This window comes from Candidatus Coatesbacteria bacterium, assembly GCA_014728225.1.
Classification (GTDB): domain Bacteria; phylum RBG-13-66-14; class RBG-13-66-14; order RBG-13-66-14; family RBG-13-66-14; genus WJLX01.
Window position 1 is genome coordinate 24,574 of the sequence record WJLX01000154.1, and the last position, 16,535, is coordinate 41,108.

At 67.4% G+C, this 16,535-nt stretch carries 14 protein-coding genes; 12 read left to right on the plus strand and 2 right to left on the minus strand.

Going from position 1 to position 16,535, the window contains the following annotated elements; translation table 11 throughout:
• Positions 1-130: 130 nt before the first annotated feature.
• The 3 genes from GF399_11050 to GF399_11060 are packed head-to-tail and all read left to right on the plus strand — an operon-like array spanning position 131 to position 4,581.
• Complete coding sequence (locus GF399_11050; protein ID MBD3400849.1) at positions 131-1,066, plus strand: GNAT family N-acetyltransferase; 936 nt, start codon at positions 131-133, stop codon at positions 1,064-1,066.
• On the plus strand, positions 1,059-2,570 hold the full coding sequence (locus GF399_11055; GenBank protein ID MBD3400850.1) for a hypothetical protein: 1,512 nt from the start codon (positions 1,059-1,061) through the stop codon (positions 2,568-2,570). The genes GF399_11050 and GF399_11055 overlap by 8 nt, the downstream gene beginning before the upstream one ends.
• Positions 2,560-4,581 carry a tetratricopeptide repeat protein gene (locus GF399_11060; GenBank protein ID MBD3400851.1) on the plus strand — a complete coding sequence of 674 codons (2,022 nt, stop codon included), beginning with the start codon at positions 2,560-2,562 and terminating at the stop codon, positions 4,579-4,581. The genes GF399_11055 and GF399_11060 overlap by 11 nt, the downstream gene beginning before the upstream one ends.
• A 215-nt stretch (positions 4,582-4,796) precedes the next feature.
• Here GF399_11060 and GF399_11065 read toward each other — a convergent pair whose 3' ends face one another.
• Both GF399_11065 and GF399_11070 read right to left on the minus strand, forming a co-directional pair.
• A complete protein-coding gene (locus GF399_11065) occupies positions 4,797-5,417 on the minus strand; it encodes a hypothetical protein (GenBank protein MBD3400852.1) in 621 nt (206 codons plus the stop codon).
• 186 nt (positions 5,418-5,603) lie between these two features.
• A complete protein-coding gene (locus GF399_11070; protein ID MBD3400853.1) occupies positions 5,604-6,890 on the minus strand; it encodes a phosphopyruvate hydratase in 1,287 nt (428 codons plus the stop codon).
• A 228-nt stretch (positions 6,891-7,118) separates the two neighbouring features.
• Between GF399_11070 and GF399_11075 the strand changes: the two genes are divergently transcribed.
• The 9 genes from GF399_11075 to GF399_11115 all read left to right on the plus strand — a co-directional run.
• Complete coding sequence (locus GF399_11075) at positions 7,119-8,144, plus strand: T9SS type A sorting domain-containing protein (protein ID MBD3400854.1); 1,026 nt, start codon at positions 7,119-7,121, stop codon at positions 8,142-8,144.
• A 244-nt stretch (positions 8,145-8,388) separates the two neighbouring features.
• A complete protein-coding gene (locus tag GF399_11080) occupies positions 8,389-8,838 on the plus strand; it encodes a hypothetical protein (GenBank protein MBD3400855.1) in 450 nt (149 codons plus the stop codon).
• A gap of 1,565 nt (positions 8,839-10,403) precedes the next feature.
• Positions 10,404-10,877 (plus strand): cyclic nucleotide-binding domain-containing protein, encoded by a 474-nt coding sequence (locus tag GF399_11085; protein ID MBD3400856.1) that lies wholly within the window; start codon positions 10,404-10,406, stop codon positions 10,875-10,877.
• Positions 10,878-10,914: 37 nt separating this feature from the next.
• The gene (locus tag GF399_11090; GenBank protein MBD3400857.1) at positions 10,915-11,382 is read left to right on the plus strand and encodes a cyclic nucleotide-binding domain-containing protein; all 468 of its coding nucleotides are present in this window, start codon (positions 10,915-10,917) and stop codon (positions 11,380-11,382) included.
• An 86-nt stretch (positions 11,383-11,468) separates the two neighbouring features.
• Entirely contained in the window at positions 11,469-12,386 is a 918-nt protein-coding gene (locus tag GF399_11095) for a L,D-transpeptidase family protein (GenBank protein ID MBD3400858.1), read from the plus strand.
• Between the two features lie 23 nt (positions 12,387-12,409).
• The gene (locus GF399_11100; GenBank protein ID MBD3400859.1) at positions 12,410-12,967 is read left to right on the plus strand and encodes a hypothetical protein; all 558 of its coding nucleotides are present in this window, start codon (positions 12,410-12,412) and stop codon (positions 12,965-12,967) included.
• Between the two features lie 491 nt (positions 12,968-13,458).
• Positions 13,459-14,610 (plus strand): phosphopentomutase, encoded by a 1,152-nt coding sequence (locus tag GF399_11105; GenBank protein MBD3400860.1) that lies wholly within the window; start codon positions 13,459-13,461, stop codon positions 14,608-14,610.
• Positions 14,611-16,092, plus strand: coding sequence for a hypothetical protein (locus tag GF399_11110; GenBank protein ID MBD3400861.1), 1,482 nt, complete (start codon positions 14,611-14,613; stop codon positions 16,090-16,092).
• Positions 16,093-16,227: 135 nt separating this feature from the next.
• The coding region (locus GF399_11115) for a hypothetical protein (GenBank protein MBD3400862.1) at positions 16,228-16,535 on the plus strand (308 nt) is incomplete at its 3' end.

Genomic DNA, 16,535 nt, shown 5'->3' on the forward strand with positions numbered 1-16,535 from the left:
GGTTCCGGCGCCCGTCGGTCCGGAAGCTCCCGTCGACCGAATGGATGGTCACGGTTTGCCGTTACGTTGATCCGGCGAGATCGAACACAGTTTAGCAACCCCCGCCGCCGGGGGTCAAACCGGGAGGATCGTGGCCGAATACCGCGTCGAGGAACTGGAACCGAGCGCGGCGCCGTTGCTCTGCGGCGTCGGGGCCTTCTACCACGCCGGCTTCGTCCGGGCGGCCGCCGAGGTCCTTCCCGGTCGGGTGGAGCTTCACGGCGTCTACGCCGGTCAGGCCCTGCGCGCCCTGTTCCCCCTCTACCTGCGCGGCGGCCGGGCCGTTATCCCGCCCCTGGCCCAATACTGGGGCCTCTGGCCGCTGCTGCCCGACGACCTGGCCGCCGGACGGCGCGAATCCGTCTGGCAGCGTATCGTCGAAGCCGTCGACGCCTACCTGGCCGACCGCGGCCCGGCCACGGTCCACTTCCGTCATCCACCCCGGGTGGTCGACGGCCGACCCTTGCAGCAATGCGGCTGGCGGGTGACGCCGCGCTACACCTACCTGGTTCGGGAGTCGGCGGCGGCCGGTTTTTCCTCCTCGACACGGCGGCAGCTAAAAAAGGCCCGGGGCCTTGATCTGCGGTTGGTCGAGACCCGGGGAAGCGCCGATCTCTACCGCCTGCACGTTGCCGGGATGCGGGCTCAGCGGTTGCGGCCGGCGCCACGGCGGCTGGTCGAGGCCCTGGCCGAGCGGGGCTTTCTCCTCGAGGCCCGGCGCGGCGATGGCGGCCTGGCGGCCGGGGTGCTGGCGACGGTCGATGATACGGCGGGCTATTACCAGTTGGCCGCCCATGACCCCGCCGGACGGGGCGACGGCTCGCCCAGCCTGGTGGTCGAGGGGCTGTTGCGACGTTTGACGGAGCAGGATAGAACCCTGGATTTCGTCGGCGCCAACACCCCGGCCATCTGCCGCTTCAAGCGCGGCTTCGGCGGCCGGTTGACGCCTTACCTGGAGAGCCGGCGGGTCTACCGGCCCTGGCGCAAGCTGCTGGCGCGGCTGCGGAGGTTCCGGGGCCGTGACTGAGCCGCGACCAGCCTGGCTGTCCTACGCCCTGGGCGAACTGGCCCGTCTGGGCGGACTGCTGCCGACCCAGGTCGAGGCGGGTTGCGGCTACGGCGCGCCGGGGGCTTTGACGATCAGGCCCTGCGCCGATCCCGACACCCTTGGGCTGCTGGAGTTACGGCGCGTCGAGGCGGTGGAACTCGCCGACTGGCCGGACCGGCTGCTCAGCCTGCATCCCGTCGACGCAGCGCCGCCAACCGGTGAGGCGCTGTACCGCGACGCCGGCGGCCGGAGCTGGATCAGCCGCGACGGCGACGGCGTCCACTGCGCCGTCGACTTCCCCGCCGACGCCTGGTACCTGCTGGGCCAGCGCGAGGAAGTGCTGCATCCCGAGCGCCGTGACTCCCACGGCCGCTTGAGCCGCTCCGTCTCCCGGAGCCCGGACCCGATCTTCGAGCGCCCCTGGCTGGAGCTGTGGGGCGCCTTCCTGCGCCGCGCCCTGGCCCTCGCCGGGCCGATCGTCCACTTCGACCGGCACCCCGACGGCGCGGAGTGGTCGCTGGCGCTGACCCACGACGTGGATTCGCTCAGCGAGCGCTCCTTGGGCCGGGCGTTGCGCCTGCTGGCGGCGGGGGTGCTGAAGCTGTCCGCCGAGCGGCTGCGCGCCGGACGACGGATGCTCAAGCTGCTGGGCGAGCCTGACCGCCATCGCTGCCTCGAGCGCTGCCGGGCCGCCGACGCCCCGGCGCGGGGGACCTACTTCGTTCATCCCGGTCGGCGCGGCCCTCACGATCCGGCCTACAAGCTGCGCCGCCGGCGCGGGGAGCTGCGAGGGCTGCTGTCGTCGGGCCAGGAGCTCGGGCACCACTACGGTTACGCCACCGCGGGCGACGCCGCGGCCCTGAGCGCCGAACTGGCGGAACTAAGCCGCTTGACGGGCTCGACGGACATCGGCGGCCGGGCCCACTACCTGCGCCTGCGCGGACCGGAGGATCTGGCCGTCGTCGCCCGGACCGGGCTGGTCTACGACGCCGGCTTGGGCTTCGCCGACGAGCCGGGCTACCGCCTGGCCTGCGGGGGACCGTACCGCCCCTGGAACTACGGATCGTCGACCGCCCTGGGACTATTCGAGCTGCCGCTGACCGTGATGGACGGTGCGCTCTTCCGCCGCTACGGCGACGAAGTCCCGGACGTCGAGGAATGCTGGCGGCGGCTGTCGGCGTTTCTGCGGGCGGGCCGCCGGGCCGGAGCCTGTGTCAGCCTGCTCTGGCATCAGCGGGTCTTCGGCCCGGCCTATCCGGGCTGGGCGGAGCCCTATCACCGGGCCCTGGCCTGGGCCCGGGACAACGGCGCCCGGCTGGGCCCGGCCGGAGACTTCGTCGCCCGGGCCCGCGCTCTGGAGGGCCTGCGCCTCGTCGAGGGCCGCCTCATCAACGGCGCCGACCGACCGTTGACCGTTTACCGCAGCGATCGTCCGGCCGTGGCGATTCCGCTCGAACCCGGGGAGGCCGTCGATGTCACCTGAGGTTCGCTCACGGCTGCGCCGCCTGCTACGTGACGATCGTTTCTGGGCCGCCGTGATCCTGGTCGGCGCCGCGCTGCTGCGGCTGCTGCTGTTCGATCAATTGGCCGACAGCCCCTTCGGCGATTACCTGGGCCTGGACGAGAATTACTACCACGGCCGGGCACTGCAACTGGCGGGTGGTCAGGGGCTCGAGCCGCCCTTCTTCATGAGCCCGCTGTACCAGCTCTTCGTCGGGGCGGGTTACGCCCTGCTGCCGGGGACGCTGTGGACGATCCGCCTGTTGCAAGCCCTCCTCGGTCTGGCGACCCTCTTTGTGGTCTGGCGCACGGCGCGGCTGCTGGTCGGACGCTGGTGGGCCGTCGGCGCCCTGGGAGCGGCGGCCCTCTACCATCAGCTCTTCTTCTTCGAGACCCTGCTGCTGCCGACGACGCTGACCGTCTTCCTGGTCACCCTGGGAATCTACCTGGCCCTGCGCCAGCACCGTCGTCCCCGATTGTGGCGGGCGGCCCTCGTCGGGGCGATCTTCGCCCTGGCGGCCCTGGCCCACCCGACGGCGGCCCTGCCGGCGGCGACCGTCGGGCTGTTCCTGTTCTTCAAGCGCCTGCGCCGCAACCGACGACGGGCTCCGGCCGAGCTGGGCTTGCTGGTCGCCGCGGCCGTCCTGGTCATCGCCCCGGTGACCATCGCCAACAGCCGGGCCGCCGACGAGTTCGTCATGCTGTCCACCAACGGCGGCCTCAACCTCTACCTGGGCAACCAGCCCGGCGCCGTCGGCCTCTACCGGCCCTACGACCCCCAGACCTACGCCGCCGACTTCACCGCCCGTCGCCCGGCTGAGGCCGCCGCCGGGCGCGAGTTGTCCGCCGTCGAAGTCGACGACTACTGGAAAGAGCGCTTCACCGAGCTCTGGGAGGCCGACCCGGGGCGGATACTGGCCCTGAGCGCCGAGCGGGGCCTGTTGTACCTCAACGGCTTCGAGTACCCCCAGGTCGAGAACTACTACTTCGAGGCCGAGTTCGTTCCCCTCCTGCGGCTGCCCTGGCTGTCCCTTTACCTGCTGCTGCCCCTCGGGGTGACCGGCCTGGTCCTGGCCCGACGGCGCGGGGCCCGGATCCTCGGGGTGGCCGCCCTGGCCTACTTCATCGGGCTGCTACCCTTCTTTGTCACCGCGCGCTTCCGTGTCGTCGTCGCGCCGTTGCTGGTCATCGGCGCCGCCTTGCTGCTGCGCCGGACGGCGGTCACGATTCGATTGCTGCGCCGCGGGGCCTGGAGCCGGAGCCGGCGGCTGCGCCTCGGCGTCTTCCTCGCCGCCGGGCTGCTCCTTGTCACCGCCTGGGCCGCCCTGCGCACCCCCGAGGTCACCCGGACCTACGACAACCTGGCCGTGGGTTTCAACAACCTCGGCACCGAGGCCGCCGCCCGGGGCGATTACGAGTCGGCGATCGATTATCAGCGCCGGGCCCTCGCCGAGAGCCCGACGATGGTCCCGGCGCGGCTCAACCTGAGCCTGGCTCTCCTCGACGCCGGTCGCTACGCCGCGGCCGAGGAAGAACTGCTCAGTCTGCGCGGCTCCGGCCTGGATCCCAACCGCCTGGCCACCCTCATCGCCCGGGCCCGGCGCCGTAACGGCGACGACCTCGGCGCCCTGGCAATCCTGCAGGACGCCGCCGCGGCGCCCCACGCCGACGCCCTCGTTCACGCCGAGCTCTCCGGGGTCTACCTCGAGCTGGGCGACGCGGGCAACGCCCGCCGCCACGCCCGACGGGCCGTCGAGCTCGAGCCGAGAGCCGACGCCGGCTACCTGGCCGCCGCCCGGGCCGCCGTTGACGATCGAGCGGCCGTCGCCCACCTTCGAGACGGCATCGAGAACGCAGACAACCCCGCCGCCCTGAACTACGAGCTGGGGCGGCTCGAAGGCGACGCAGAACTGCTCTGGCGGGCCGCCCTGGCCGCCGCCGAGGCCGGCAACTGGGAGCTTTGGGCAGCGGCCCTCGCGGCGCTGGCACGCTGAGGAAAGCCCGGGTTTTTTCCGGGCGGGGCCCTCAAGACCCGCCGTTGTTCATCACGCCCGTCGGATGCTAAACGATTGCGCACGCAGGGCCGGCGCGCGTTTTTGCGACGACGGACCGCTGCAGGTCCGTCGTCGATGCAAAAACCGTGCCGGCCCGGCACAACGCAAGCGAGCGGCCCCGAAGGACCGCCCGTTTGGATAACAAGCCCGGTTCGCTACTCCGCAACCGGACCGAGGAAGGTGAAGTGGTAATAGGTTTCGTAGATCACCCCGCCCTCCTCCTCCGGAGCCTCGATAGCCGAGCCGAAAACCTCGACCTTGATGCGGTACAGCCCGCCCTGCTCCAGGCGCCATTCGGCGAAGGTGGCCTCGGGATGTCCCCAGTAGTCCCAGTCGACGAGGCGCATGTGCTCGGGCTCTTCGCCGGCGGGATACGTTTCCAGATACTGGGGTCGCATGCCGCGTTTGGCCAGCCCGACCTCGATCAGCTTGCCGTCGATCTCGACATAGAGGTCGTTCTTGGAGATCGTGGTGCTGATGTGGTAGTTGGTTTTCGAGGTCTCGTAAACGATTTCGTACCACCAGTAAGCGCAGGGGTTCTGGGAGAAGGGCGCCTCTTGGGGTTCCGCGGCCCAGACCCGGGCGACGAGGTAGTCCTCGCCGTCGAAGAGCAATTGCTCGAAGTTCTCCCCGTCGGCGTAGTCCTCGATCGCCGACGGTGGCAGGCGTTCGTAGTCCGGCACCATCGCATCCTCCGTCGGCGGCTCCGAGCCGTCGTTGCAACCCGCCAGGGTCAAAAGCAACAACAGGCTCAGACTCCAATTGGTCTTGCTCACGCTTCCTCCCGGGTTTGGTCGACGCTGCCAGTATAACCCAACTCGGAACGAAGAGCCAAGGGAACTGCTGAGCGATCCCCACCTTCCCGCCGCCGGTGTCACGGTTTTTGCGCCCCGCGGCCTCCGTCGCCGGAGGCCGCGGGCAAAAACGCGCGCCACCGGCTCGGGCGGCTATCGTCGGCGGGCTCAGTCGACTTCGGCGCGGAAGGCCGACCGACCGGCGTAACGGGCGGCGGATCCCAGTTGTTCCTCGATACGCAGCAGCTCGTTGTATTTGGCCAGGCGTTCGGAGCGGCTGGGCGCCCCGGTCTTGATCATCCCGGCACCGACGGCCACGGCGAGGTGGGCGATGGAGACGTCCTCGGTTTCGCCGGAGCGGTGGCTGATGACGCAGCTCATCCCGGCGCCGTAGGCGGTGCGGATGGTCTCGAGGGTTTCGGAGACCGAGCCGATCTGGTTGAGCTTGATCAGGATCGAGTTGGTGGAGTTCTCCTCGATGCCGCGGCGCAGGCGCTGGACGTTGGTGACGTAGAGGTCGTCGCCGACGGTCTGGACGCGGTCGGCGAAGATCCGCTGCAGGGCGGCGAAGCCCTGCCAGTCGTCCTCGGCCAGGCCGTCTTCGATGGAGATCAGGGGATAGTCGGCGGCCCACTTTTGATAGAGCTCGATCAGGCCGAGTGAATCGAGGGTTTCACTCTCGGCGTCGAGGTGATAGCGGCCCTCGCGGTAGAATTCGCTGGCGGCGGCGTCGACGGCCAGCCAGACGTGCTCGCCGGGTTGGTAGCCGGCGCGCCGGATCGATTCGAGGATGGTCTCGAAGGCCGCTGTATTGGAGGCCAGGTTCGGCGCGTAGCCGCCCTCGTTGCCGACGTTGGTGGACAGGCCGCGTTCCCGGAGGACCTTGCCCAGGCTGTGGAAGACCTCGGCGCCGCAGCGCAGGGCCTCGTGGAAGGTGTTGAAGCCCGTCGGGCAGATCATGAACTCCTGGATGTCGACGTTGTTGTCGGCGTGGGCTCCGCCGTTGAGGATGTTGAGCAGAGGCACGGGTAGCAGGTGGGCTCCGCAGCCGCCCAGGTAGCGGTAGAGGGGTTCTTCGTGGTAGGCGGCCGCCGCGTGGGCGCAGGCCAGGCTGACGCCCAGTACGGCGTTGGCGCCCAGCTTGCCCTTGTTCGGTGTGCCGTCGAGTTCGAGCAGACGCTGGTCGAGGGCCTGCTGCTCGTCGACGGCCAGGCCGGTCAGGGCGGCGGCGATGGGTCCGTTGACGTGCTCGACGGCGGTCAGCACACCCTTGCCCCGGTAGCGCTTCTCGTCGCCGTCGCGCAGCTCGACGGCCTCGTGCTCGCCCGTCGAGGCGCCCGAAGGTACGACGGCCCGGCCGAAGCTGCCGTCGGCGGTGACCACGTCGACCTCGACGGTGGGATTGCCGCGGGAGTCGAGGACCTCGCGGCCGTGGATCTCCAGGATCTCGTTCATCGGTAACTCCTGTAAAATAACGGCTTGGCGCCGTGGTTGGTGTCGGATCGTCAGCCTCGGCTAGATGATAAACCGTCGTCCGCGGCAATGCAAGGGTGGAGGGGAGATCAACGGTCCTGGTCGAGCGTGACGGACGCCCTTGCCGCGGGGCGCCGGAGGTGCTATTGTAACGGCGTCAAGCAATGCAACAGGCTGATTCAAGCGGATGATTGAAGCTAAGGAGGAGTGATGAAACGTCTGTTTTGTCTTGTATTTCTCATTGCCTTAGTAGCGACGGCGGTGGCCGGCGACTGGCACATAGAGACGGTGGATTCCGGTGGCGAGACAGGCAGATACACCTCCCTGGCCCTGGATTCCAGCGACCGCCCGCACATCGCGTATTTCGACAGTACCAACCTCGCCCTCAAGTACGCCGTCGGCTGCGACTCGAAATGGGAGATCCAGACTTTGGAATCGGGCAGCAGCGGCAGATACGCCTCCCTGGCATTGGATGTGTCCGACAACCCTCGTATCTCTTACTATACCGGCTACCCTGGTTTTAACCTCAGGTACGCCGTTTGGAACGGCTCCAGTTGGGACTTCGAAACGGTGGACGATGCCGATCGGGTGGGCTCGCACACCTCACTGGCGCTGGACAGCTCCGGCAATCCGTACATCTCCTATTACGACAGCGCCAACAATGCTCTCAAGCTCGCCACCACCGCTGCGGGTTGGACCGTGGACGGCATCGAACTAACCTCCGCGACTACGGATTCCGGCAACCTGGTCGCCTGGGCCATCGACGGTGACTCCCCCGCCTCCGTCCGCGTCCTGCGCGGGGTGGATGATCCCGTCGCCGTGTCGGGCTCGCTGGACGGCACGACCCGCCGCTGGCTGGATCGGGGCGTCGAGCCCGGCGAGGGTTACGTCTACTGGCTCGAAGTCACGGATAGCGAGGGCTATGTAACAAGATTCGGGCCGACGGCGGCCGTCGTCGTGCCCGAGCAGGCGCAGCGGTTGGCCCTCGATGAGCCGTATCCCAACCCGGCGGATAACAGCGTCAGCATCGCTTATACGCTGCCCGAGGCCCAGCGCGTCAGCCTGAGCGTCTATGACCTGGCCGGGCGCCGGGTGGCCGTGTTGTCCGAGGGCGAGCTGCCCGCCGGACGGCACGAGGTCGCCTGGGACTGCGCCGCCGCGGCCGCCGGCGTCTACCTGCTGCGCCTGGAGACGCAAGGCGCGGCGCTCAGCCGCCGGGTCGTCCTCGGACGCTAGCGGAGCTCTGCCGCAGACCTGATCGGTTGGATAAACCTGCTTCAGCCGAAGACAACGGCAACCCGCGACAGGAAGGGAATGGATTTCTCAGGACCCTCCTCGTACTGACCACATCTTTCTCGTATTCAGTCCTCTCTGCGGCCGCGCGACCGGCCCCGTCAACCTGGACTTCGTCGAGCAGGACGGCAAGCTCTATGCCGACGTCCGGGCCGTAACCGCCGGTAACACCTACCCCGAGAGGAAAGTGGCCGAGTGGTGTTGGATGGCCGACGAGTGGTTCACTCTGGTCGATTTCGACAAGGACGGTGGGAGCGACTATTCCGACCTCGTGTGCGTCTGCGAGCTGAACAACCCCTATCCCGTCGTCGTCGCCCGCATCAGGAGCCATCACACGCTTGGTTACCCGGTGATGGACTCGCAGGCATGGATCAACCCGAAGTCGCTGACGACCGGAGCGCCATTCACCGTCGTATCCGACTGCCATCAGTTGGACATCGACACCCCGGGCAACACCGGAACCCGCGGCAGTCTCCTCACCTACAACGAGGCCGTACCCCTCGGCGCTCCTCCGGACGGGGCAACGACGAAGCTCCTCTGGCTCGGCTCCAGCGTGATGAACTACCAGCACGTTAGCCTGTCGGCCGACGGCTTCAGCGCCAACTGCATCTACATAGCGGCGAACTGCGCCTGGTGAGACCGGGGTGACACCAGGCAGGGGCGGCGAGTCAGCAAAGTCACCCTCAACGGCCCCGGCGAAAGTGTCGAGAGATAACTGGTGAGCGGCGAGAACATCCGGAAGTGGATGCAGGACATCCCGGATCCCGCCCCGAATACGGAGAAGCTCGAATTAGGAGAAGATAGATAACAACGATCCGTAGACACACTACACCTACGTCACACGTTTCGATCCGCCCGAGAAGTCCGTTGAGAGTGTCGAGCTGGAGCTGCCGGTGGAGACAAAGGCCGACGACAGCCGCCAGGATTCGCAGCAGATAATCGAGTTTGGGATTATCACCTTATTATGAACAAGCGTGAAGTCTGCTCCTGAGATAGTTTAGCGCGTTTTCGTCGTCACGATGATAAAAAATCTGAACGACCGTTCACGGATGAACAGCCCGAAGTTGCGCTTGAAACCGCCGTGGCAGGCCTTCAGGCAGCATTTGCCACAGGCACGGACGTTCTCGATGCCGTTCATAGGCACATTGTCGTCGACCAGTGTTTGTCATGGTTGATGCGCCTGTAGTGGAAGCCGTTGAGCGACAGCTTATTATGGGTACCTCCCGCTGCAATTGGGCGGAAGGCTGACCCGGGCCGCCGGAACGCCGAGCCAGAACAGGCGCGTAATCTCACGGCGTTTTTCCGGCGGCAGCTCGTGGCGACGCCCCTGGGGACGATGGTTGAACAATTTACCCCAGCTCTTGTACATTAGCCGCTCGTCGCCTAACCTGTAGTGACAGCGGCAGTTACACCTTGGTCACTTGACGTGCCGCTACCTCATCCTACTCTTCCCCGCCCCATTCACCCCTTGGTTGGTGGCAGGAAAATATTCTTGTTCACGTAGATATAAGTAACCAACTGCAATAGCTGCTGTTCACCTGCTGTGATGATCCCTCGAGTTTTTTCGGCATAACGCTGGGGCGGGAGTAGTTCCCTACCACTCAAGCCCGCTGACGATGACCAAAGACCAAGGGCGGGGGCTCTGTCCCCCGCCGTTTTGCTGCGATCTCCGGCATCCGCGGCGGACCGCGGGGGATTCAACCCCCGGGACCGCCCACCATGGTGGTGGATCGTTACTACTCGTCGAGATAGCCGCGGGGGCGACTGTCTCCAGGCGCCCGTTTAACCCAGCGTCAGACGGGCAAGAACCACCGAGAACGGAGGGCCGGCGCATTTAGTGCGCAACGAACCCGGCCTAGGGTTCGTTGCACGTGCAAGAAACTGGTGCCGGTGCTGCTTCGCAGCATTGGAGTTACAACTTCGTTGTAACTCCGGCCCGGCGATGCGCGGGCCGCCCCTGCATCATCCCGGCCGGGGGCCGGCAGACACAGGTCGCAGATCCTGTGCTCCATAACCCATCACCCATCACCCAACCGCCGGCTGATAATCCTGCAGGGCGGGGTCTTGCGACCCCGGCGCAGCGCTTCTGCACCCGCTATCCGTGCCGGTGCAACTTAATTCCCGTCCGGTTGGTCGATACGGCTCTTTTTTTGCTATACTGGAAATCACGTGGGATAACAGCTCTATTCGGGAGGAACCCCAGTGCCGACGGTCAATCAGATTCGCGACGTCATCCTGTTCGCCGGTCTCGACGACGGCGAGCTGGCCACCGTCGCGGGCTTGCTGCAGGAGGAGAAGTTCTCCAAGGATCAAGAGATATTTCACGAGGGTGATCCGGGGGACAAGTTCTATATCGTCAGCGAGGGCATGGTCTCGATCGCCCTCAACATCGACGGGGTGGGCTCCGAGGAGCTGCTGTACCTCGAACCGCCGGCCTTCTTCGGCGAGATGGCCCTGATCGACGCCGAGCCGCGCTCGGCCTCGGCCATTTGCCGGCGTCCGACGGTCCTGCTCAGCCTCGACAAGGAGGCCTTCGAGCACCTGATCGACGAGGATATAGAGTTGGGCAACAAGCTGATGATCGGTCTGATCCGCACTTTCTGCAGCCGCATCCGCAAGTCCAACGAAAAGCTGCGCAACTACTTCATGATCAACCGCGCCTTCCTGGACTCCTGAGGGGTGCGGACGCCGGTAACCGGGGAGTGAGGGAACCGTGGAAATCCAGAACGTACTGAAGAAGACCTACCTGTTCTACACCCTGGACGACGACGAGCTGAAGCAGTTGTCGCAACGCGCCCGGCTGCAGAGCTTCGGCAAGGGCGAAGAGATCTTCACCGAGGGCTCGGCGGGCGGCTCCCTCTACATCATCAAGGACGGCAAGGTCAACGTCGAGAAGACGCTCAGCGACGGCGTGGACGCCGTGCTGGTCGAGCTGGGTCAATACTTTTTCTTCGGCGAGATCTCCCTCTTCGACGGCGGCAAGCGCTCGGCGACGGTGACCGCCGTCGAGCCCACCGAGTGTGTAATCATCGACAAGCCCGACTTTTGGGAGGCGATGATGGCCAATCCGGTCTCGGCCCACAAGGTCTACCGGGCCATCCTCAGCTTCCACTCCAACTCGATTCGCCGGGCCAACGAGCGCTTCCGCAGCTTTCTCGGCCAGGCCCTGGACAATATCTGACCGGCCGCCGAACTGATCGCGCGGCAGGGCGGGGGGGAGTACGGCCCCGCTCTCGCTATAGGCGCCGGTCGCAACCCACGGTGACCATGAAGCGCAGACCCCTCAGCGTACTGCTTCTGTTCCTCGGCGCCCTGGCCGTCTCCTGCGACGCCGCCGCCGAAGCCGGCGAGGAGACCGCCCCGCTGGCCCCCCAGCGGATCCTGTTGGGCGTGGTCCGCCCCGCGGAGGAGGCCCGTCACGACGAGAGCTGGCTCCCCCTGCTGGAGGAGCTGCCCAGCCCCACCGCCGCCACCGGCGTCAGCTTCATCGACGGCGGTTGGGAGCCGCAAAGCACGGGGCTGTTCATCGAGCCGACCCCGGAGCGGGCGGCGACGCTGGCCCCACTGACGACACGCCCGACCACGACGGTCGTCCACTACGAGCCCGAGTACCGGGAGTGGGCCCACGCCCTGGCCGAGCGTTTGGGAATCGATCCCGACGAGCTGATCGAGACGGCGCCGGGGCACGCCCGGGAGGCCGTCACCGTCATCACGGGCGCCGACTTCGATCACGCCGCCCGGCGGATCTACCCCGGCGGTCGGCCGCCGGTGATCAGCCCCGCCGAATTGGCCGAGCTGGGTTACGGTGCGGGGACCGTGGTCTACGTCGATCTGTCCGGGTTCTGCGCCAGCCTGTTCGTCGACGGTGAGGTGATCAAGACCTGGCCCGTGGCCATCGGCAAGCCCTCGACGCCCACACCGCCGGGGGTCTACGAGATCGTCCGCCTCAAGGCCGACCCCATCTGGAGCTGGGAGGGCCGACGCTACCCGGCCGGCGATCCGGAGAACGGTCTGGGCAGCCGCTGGATCGGCATCGATCTGCCGACCTACGGTATGCACGGCACCAACGAGCCCGACTCGATCGGCACCGCGGCCAGCCACGGCTGCATCCGCTCGCACAACGCCGACATCGAGGAGGTCTTCGAGTATCTGTCTATCGGCGACACCGTCATCTGGGCGGAATGAGTCGCTTCAGCCAGGAGGTATCCTTGCCGCGTCAGTTGGTCTTGCTTTTCCTGATCCTCGTCGGCCCGAGCCTGCTGCTGGTTGCGGGCTGTTCCTCCGAAGAGAGCGAAACCGTCTACCAGCGCCAGACCCCCGTCGTCGGCAACCCCGACCCCCCCGACGCCCCGCCGCCCGACTACCCTCCGCCGGCCGAAGATGAACCCGAGGACGAGGCGCAGGAGGGCTCTTCGGGCTATCGGCCGCCCGTCACCGACCGGGAACCTGCCGAGGAAGAGCCCCCGCCGCCGTCAGCGGTCGTCGACAAACCCGACGAGCAGGAGATAGCCCGCAACTACTTCGCCGCCCGTTCCGGGCTCATCCGGCGCATCTACGACGACCGCCGCAGTGACAACCCGGACCTGGCCGGCCGGATCACCATCGAAGTCACCGTGACCAACGGTCGCGTCGCCGCCGGTGTGGTCGGCAACACTACCGGCGACCCGGTGCTGGCGAGCCGGATCCTGTCGACGATCCGCGGCTGGAGCGTTGCCGGGGTCGAGGGCCCCGTCGAGCTACTCCTGCCCTACGACTTCCAGCAGTAACAACCGGCGGCGGCTGACGACCCGGTCGGAGATGAGTAGTAGCAGAAACACTGTTGTTGTGCACCCCGGGCCGTCACGGTTCTTGCTCGCCGCCGACCTCCCGTCACGTGAGGTCGGCGGGCAAGAACACGCGCCGGCCCTGCGTTCTTGGCGGTTCTTGCCCGTCTGGCGCTATGTGAAACCGACGACGGAGGACAGGCGCCTCTGCGGGTTTCTCAACGGTCGAAGACGCGCCCCTCTAGGGGCGAGGTTCTAATCCCACCGCGGCTCGCCGGGCCGGCGTTACGGTGTTTCATGCGTTTTCCCCTCCCCCTGAGCCTCTCCTCAAAGGCAGGAGGGCTTCCTTCCTCACCGTTCCTTCCCGGTAAGCCGTCTGTCGGGCGTTCGAGTACCCCGCCCGGCGGCGTGCTATAATCGGCGGCGCTATCCCAACGGCAAAGGACGACGTGAGCGTGAAACGGAGCACGGCCCGGCGGGCCTTCGTCATCGTGATGGACTCGGTGGGCGTGGGTCACGCTCCGGACGCGGCGGACTTCGGCGACGCCGGGGCGGCGACGCTGCAACACACCGCCGACGCCGTCGGTGGCCTGGAGCTGCCCAACCTCGACGCCCTGGGCCTGCGGCGGATCGTCGATTACCGCAGCCCCCTGCCGCAGCCGGAGACGGTCGGCGGGGCCTACGGCGTCATGCGGGAGGCCTCGCCGGACAAGGACTCGACGACGGGGCACTGGGAGCTGATGGGGCTGCCGACGACGGAGCCCTTTCCCACCTTCCCCGAGGGCTTCCCGCCCGCGGTGATGGACGAGTTCAGCCGGCGCACGGGCTGCGGCTGGCTGTGGAACAGGCCGGCTTCGGGCACGGAGATCATCGAGCGTTACGGGCTGGAGCACATCACGACCTGCAAGCTGATCGTCTACACCTCGGCGGATTCGGTCTTCCAGATCGCCGCTCACGAAGACGTCGTCCCGCCGGCGGAGCTGTACCGGATCTGCCGGATCACCCGTGAGCTGCTGGACCCCCTGCGGGTCAGCCGAGTGATCGCCCGGCCCTTCGTCGGTGATTCGCCGGACAACTTCGAGCGCACGTCCAACCGGCGGGACTTCAGCGTCGAGCCGCCCGCGGACACCGTCCTCGACGCCCTGCAGGCCGCCGGGGTGCGTACCGTCGGCGTGGGCAAGATCGGCGACCTGTTCGCCGGCGTCGGCCTGGACGAGGACCACCACACCACCTCCAACGCCGACGGCCTGGCGAAGACGACGCGCTTCGCTGAGACGCTGGACGCTCCCGCCTTCATCTTCACCAACCTGGTGGACTTCGACACCCGCTTCGGCCACCGCCGCAACCCCCGGGGCTACGCCGGGGCGCTGGTCGAGTTCGACGCCTGGCTCGGCTCCTTCCGCGAGCTGCTGCGGGCCGACGACCTGTTGCTGATCACCGCCGACCACGGTTGCGACCCGACCTACAAGGGCACGGACCACACCCGGGAGCGGGTGCCGCTGTTGGTTTACCGACCGCGGACACCCGGCGGCGTCGAGTTGGGCCTGCGCGACTCGTTCTGCGACGTCGGCCGCAGCACGGCCGCCTGGTTCGGCGTTGACTGGCCCCGGGGTAAGTCCTTCCTGCCCGTCCTTGGGATCGAATAGATGACCGGACGCCTGACGACAGTCTGGCTCGTGTTTCTGGCCCTCGTCGCCGGGGCCGCGCCGAAGGTGGAGTACGATTACTCCGCCGTTCATGACGACGCTTGGTGGTCGGCGGCCGTCGCCCACCGCGAGCGCGAGTTCGTCGAGGTCGACTGGCGCTCCCGCCTGACCACGGGCCTCGAGTCCGCCGGGCTGCTGCGCCGGGACCGTCCGCCCTACCTCGTCGGCGTCTATCTCGTCGGCACCCGGGCCGCTTGGGAGTCCAAGCTGACCGAACTCGAGAGATGCCTGGCCGAGGGGCGGATCAACTGCGTCGTCGTCGACGCCAAGCAGGCGCCCGGTGAGATCTGCTTCCCCCTGCCGGTGCCCGAGGAGCCCCGGCCCGAGCTGGCCGTCTACCAGCCGCCCCGGGGCTGGGACCTGCCCGAGGAGGCCCGCTGGAGCCCGGAGAAGCTGGCCTGGGAGATCGGCGCCGTCCACGGCTACATCGACGATTTTCCCCAGTTGGTCGAGCGCCTCCAGGACGCCGGAGCCTATGTCATCGCCCGTGTCGTCGTTCACTACGACCGCTTCCTGGCCCAATACGACCCCCGGGGCGAGGCCCGCGACTACTTCGCCATCAAGGATTCCGCCACCAGCCGGGCCTGGGTCGGCCACGCCGACTCCGTCTGGTGCGACCCCTTCGCCGAGGCGGCCTGGGACTACCACCTGGCCGTGGCCCTCTACTGCGCCGAGGTCGGCGTCGACGAGATCCAGTTCGACTACATCCGCTTCCCCACCGAGGGCGACGTTCTCAACGCCTACCTGCCCCACGCCGGGGGCCGCCACCGCGAGTGGGCCGTCAATTCCTTCCTCGAGCGCGCCGTCGAGGTCCTCGGACCCACCGGGGTAGCCCTGTCCGCCGACGTCTTCGGCTTCAGCGCCCTCTACGAGAAATACAACCCCGAGGGCCAGGACGTCGACGACATGGCCCAATACCTCGAGGCCCTCTCGCCGATGAACTACCCCAGCCACTTCGGCAGCGGCTTCTACCAGGGGCCGGGCAGGACCTGGCGCCTGTTGCAGGACTGCGCCGCGGTACTCAAGCGCCGCCTCGAGGCCGTCCGCCCCGCCGCCTCCCCGCCGCCCGATCCCCTCCACGCCGGCGCCCGGGCCCTGCTCGAGCTCCAGACCCCCGCCATCGCCTGGCGCGAGGCCCCGGAGCCCGACTTCCCCGGCACGCACTCGGCCTGCAGCAACCGGCCCTACCTCCAGGCCTTCGATCTGCTGGCGCCCGGCAACTTCACCGGCTACGTTCGCGACCAGGTTCGCGGCGCCCTGGCCGGCGGCGCCGACGGCGTGCTCTTCTGGCACGCCAACTCCGACTACGGCCCGCTGTGGCCCGCCCTGGACCCCCACTGGCGCCCCCTGCCCCCGCCGCTCAACCCCCTGCCGAAGGTCGATCCCGCCGCCGAGGTCCCCGCCGCCGTCCGCGGGGGCTAGGCCCCGCGGGTTTTTATGAAAATGTGACGGGCACCCTTGCCGCCGGACGGCGAGGGTGCTATTGTTATCCCATCACTCAATATGAAACGCTGGATCGAGGGTTAAAAAGCTTACGTGGTAAAACGAGGAGGAACGATGAAACGGCTGCTTTGTCTTGTTTTTCTCGCAATACTGGCGTCGATGGCGACGGCCTCTGAATGGGCTTTCCAGTGGGTAGATAAACACAGCAGTATCGGTTACAGTTCCTTGGTGCTGGATTCCAGCGGCAACCCACACATCTCGTACTTCGACAGCACTAACTACGACCTCAAGTACGCCGCCTGGAACGGCGCGAGCTGGGTCATCGAGACGGTGGATTCGACTGGTGATGTTGGCCGGTACACATCCCTGGCGCTGGATTCATACGGTAGCCCAAGCATCTCGTATATCGGTAACATCCACGA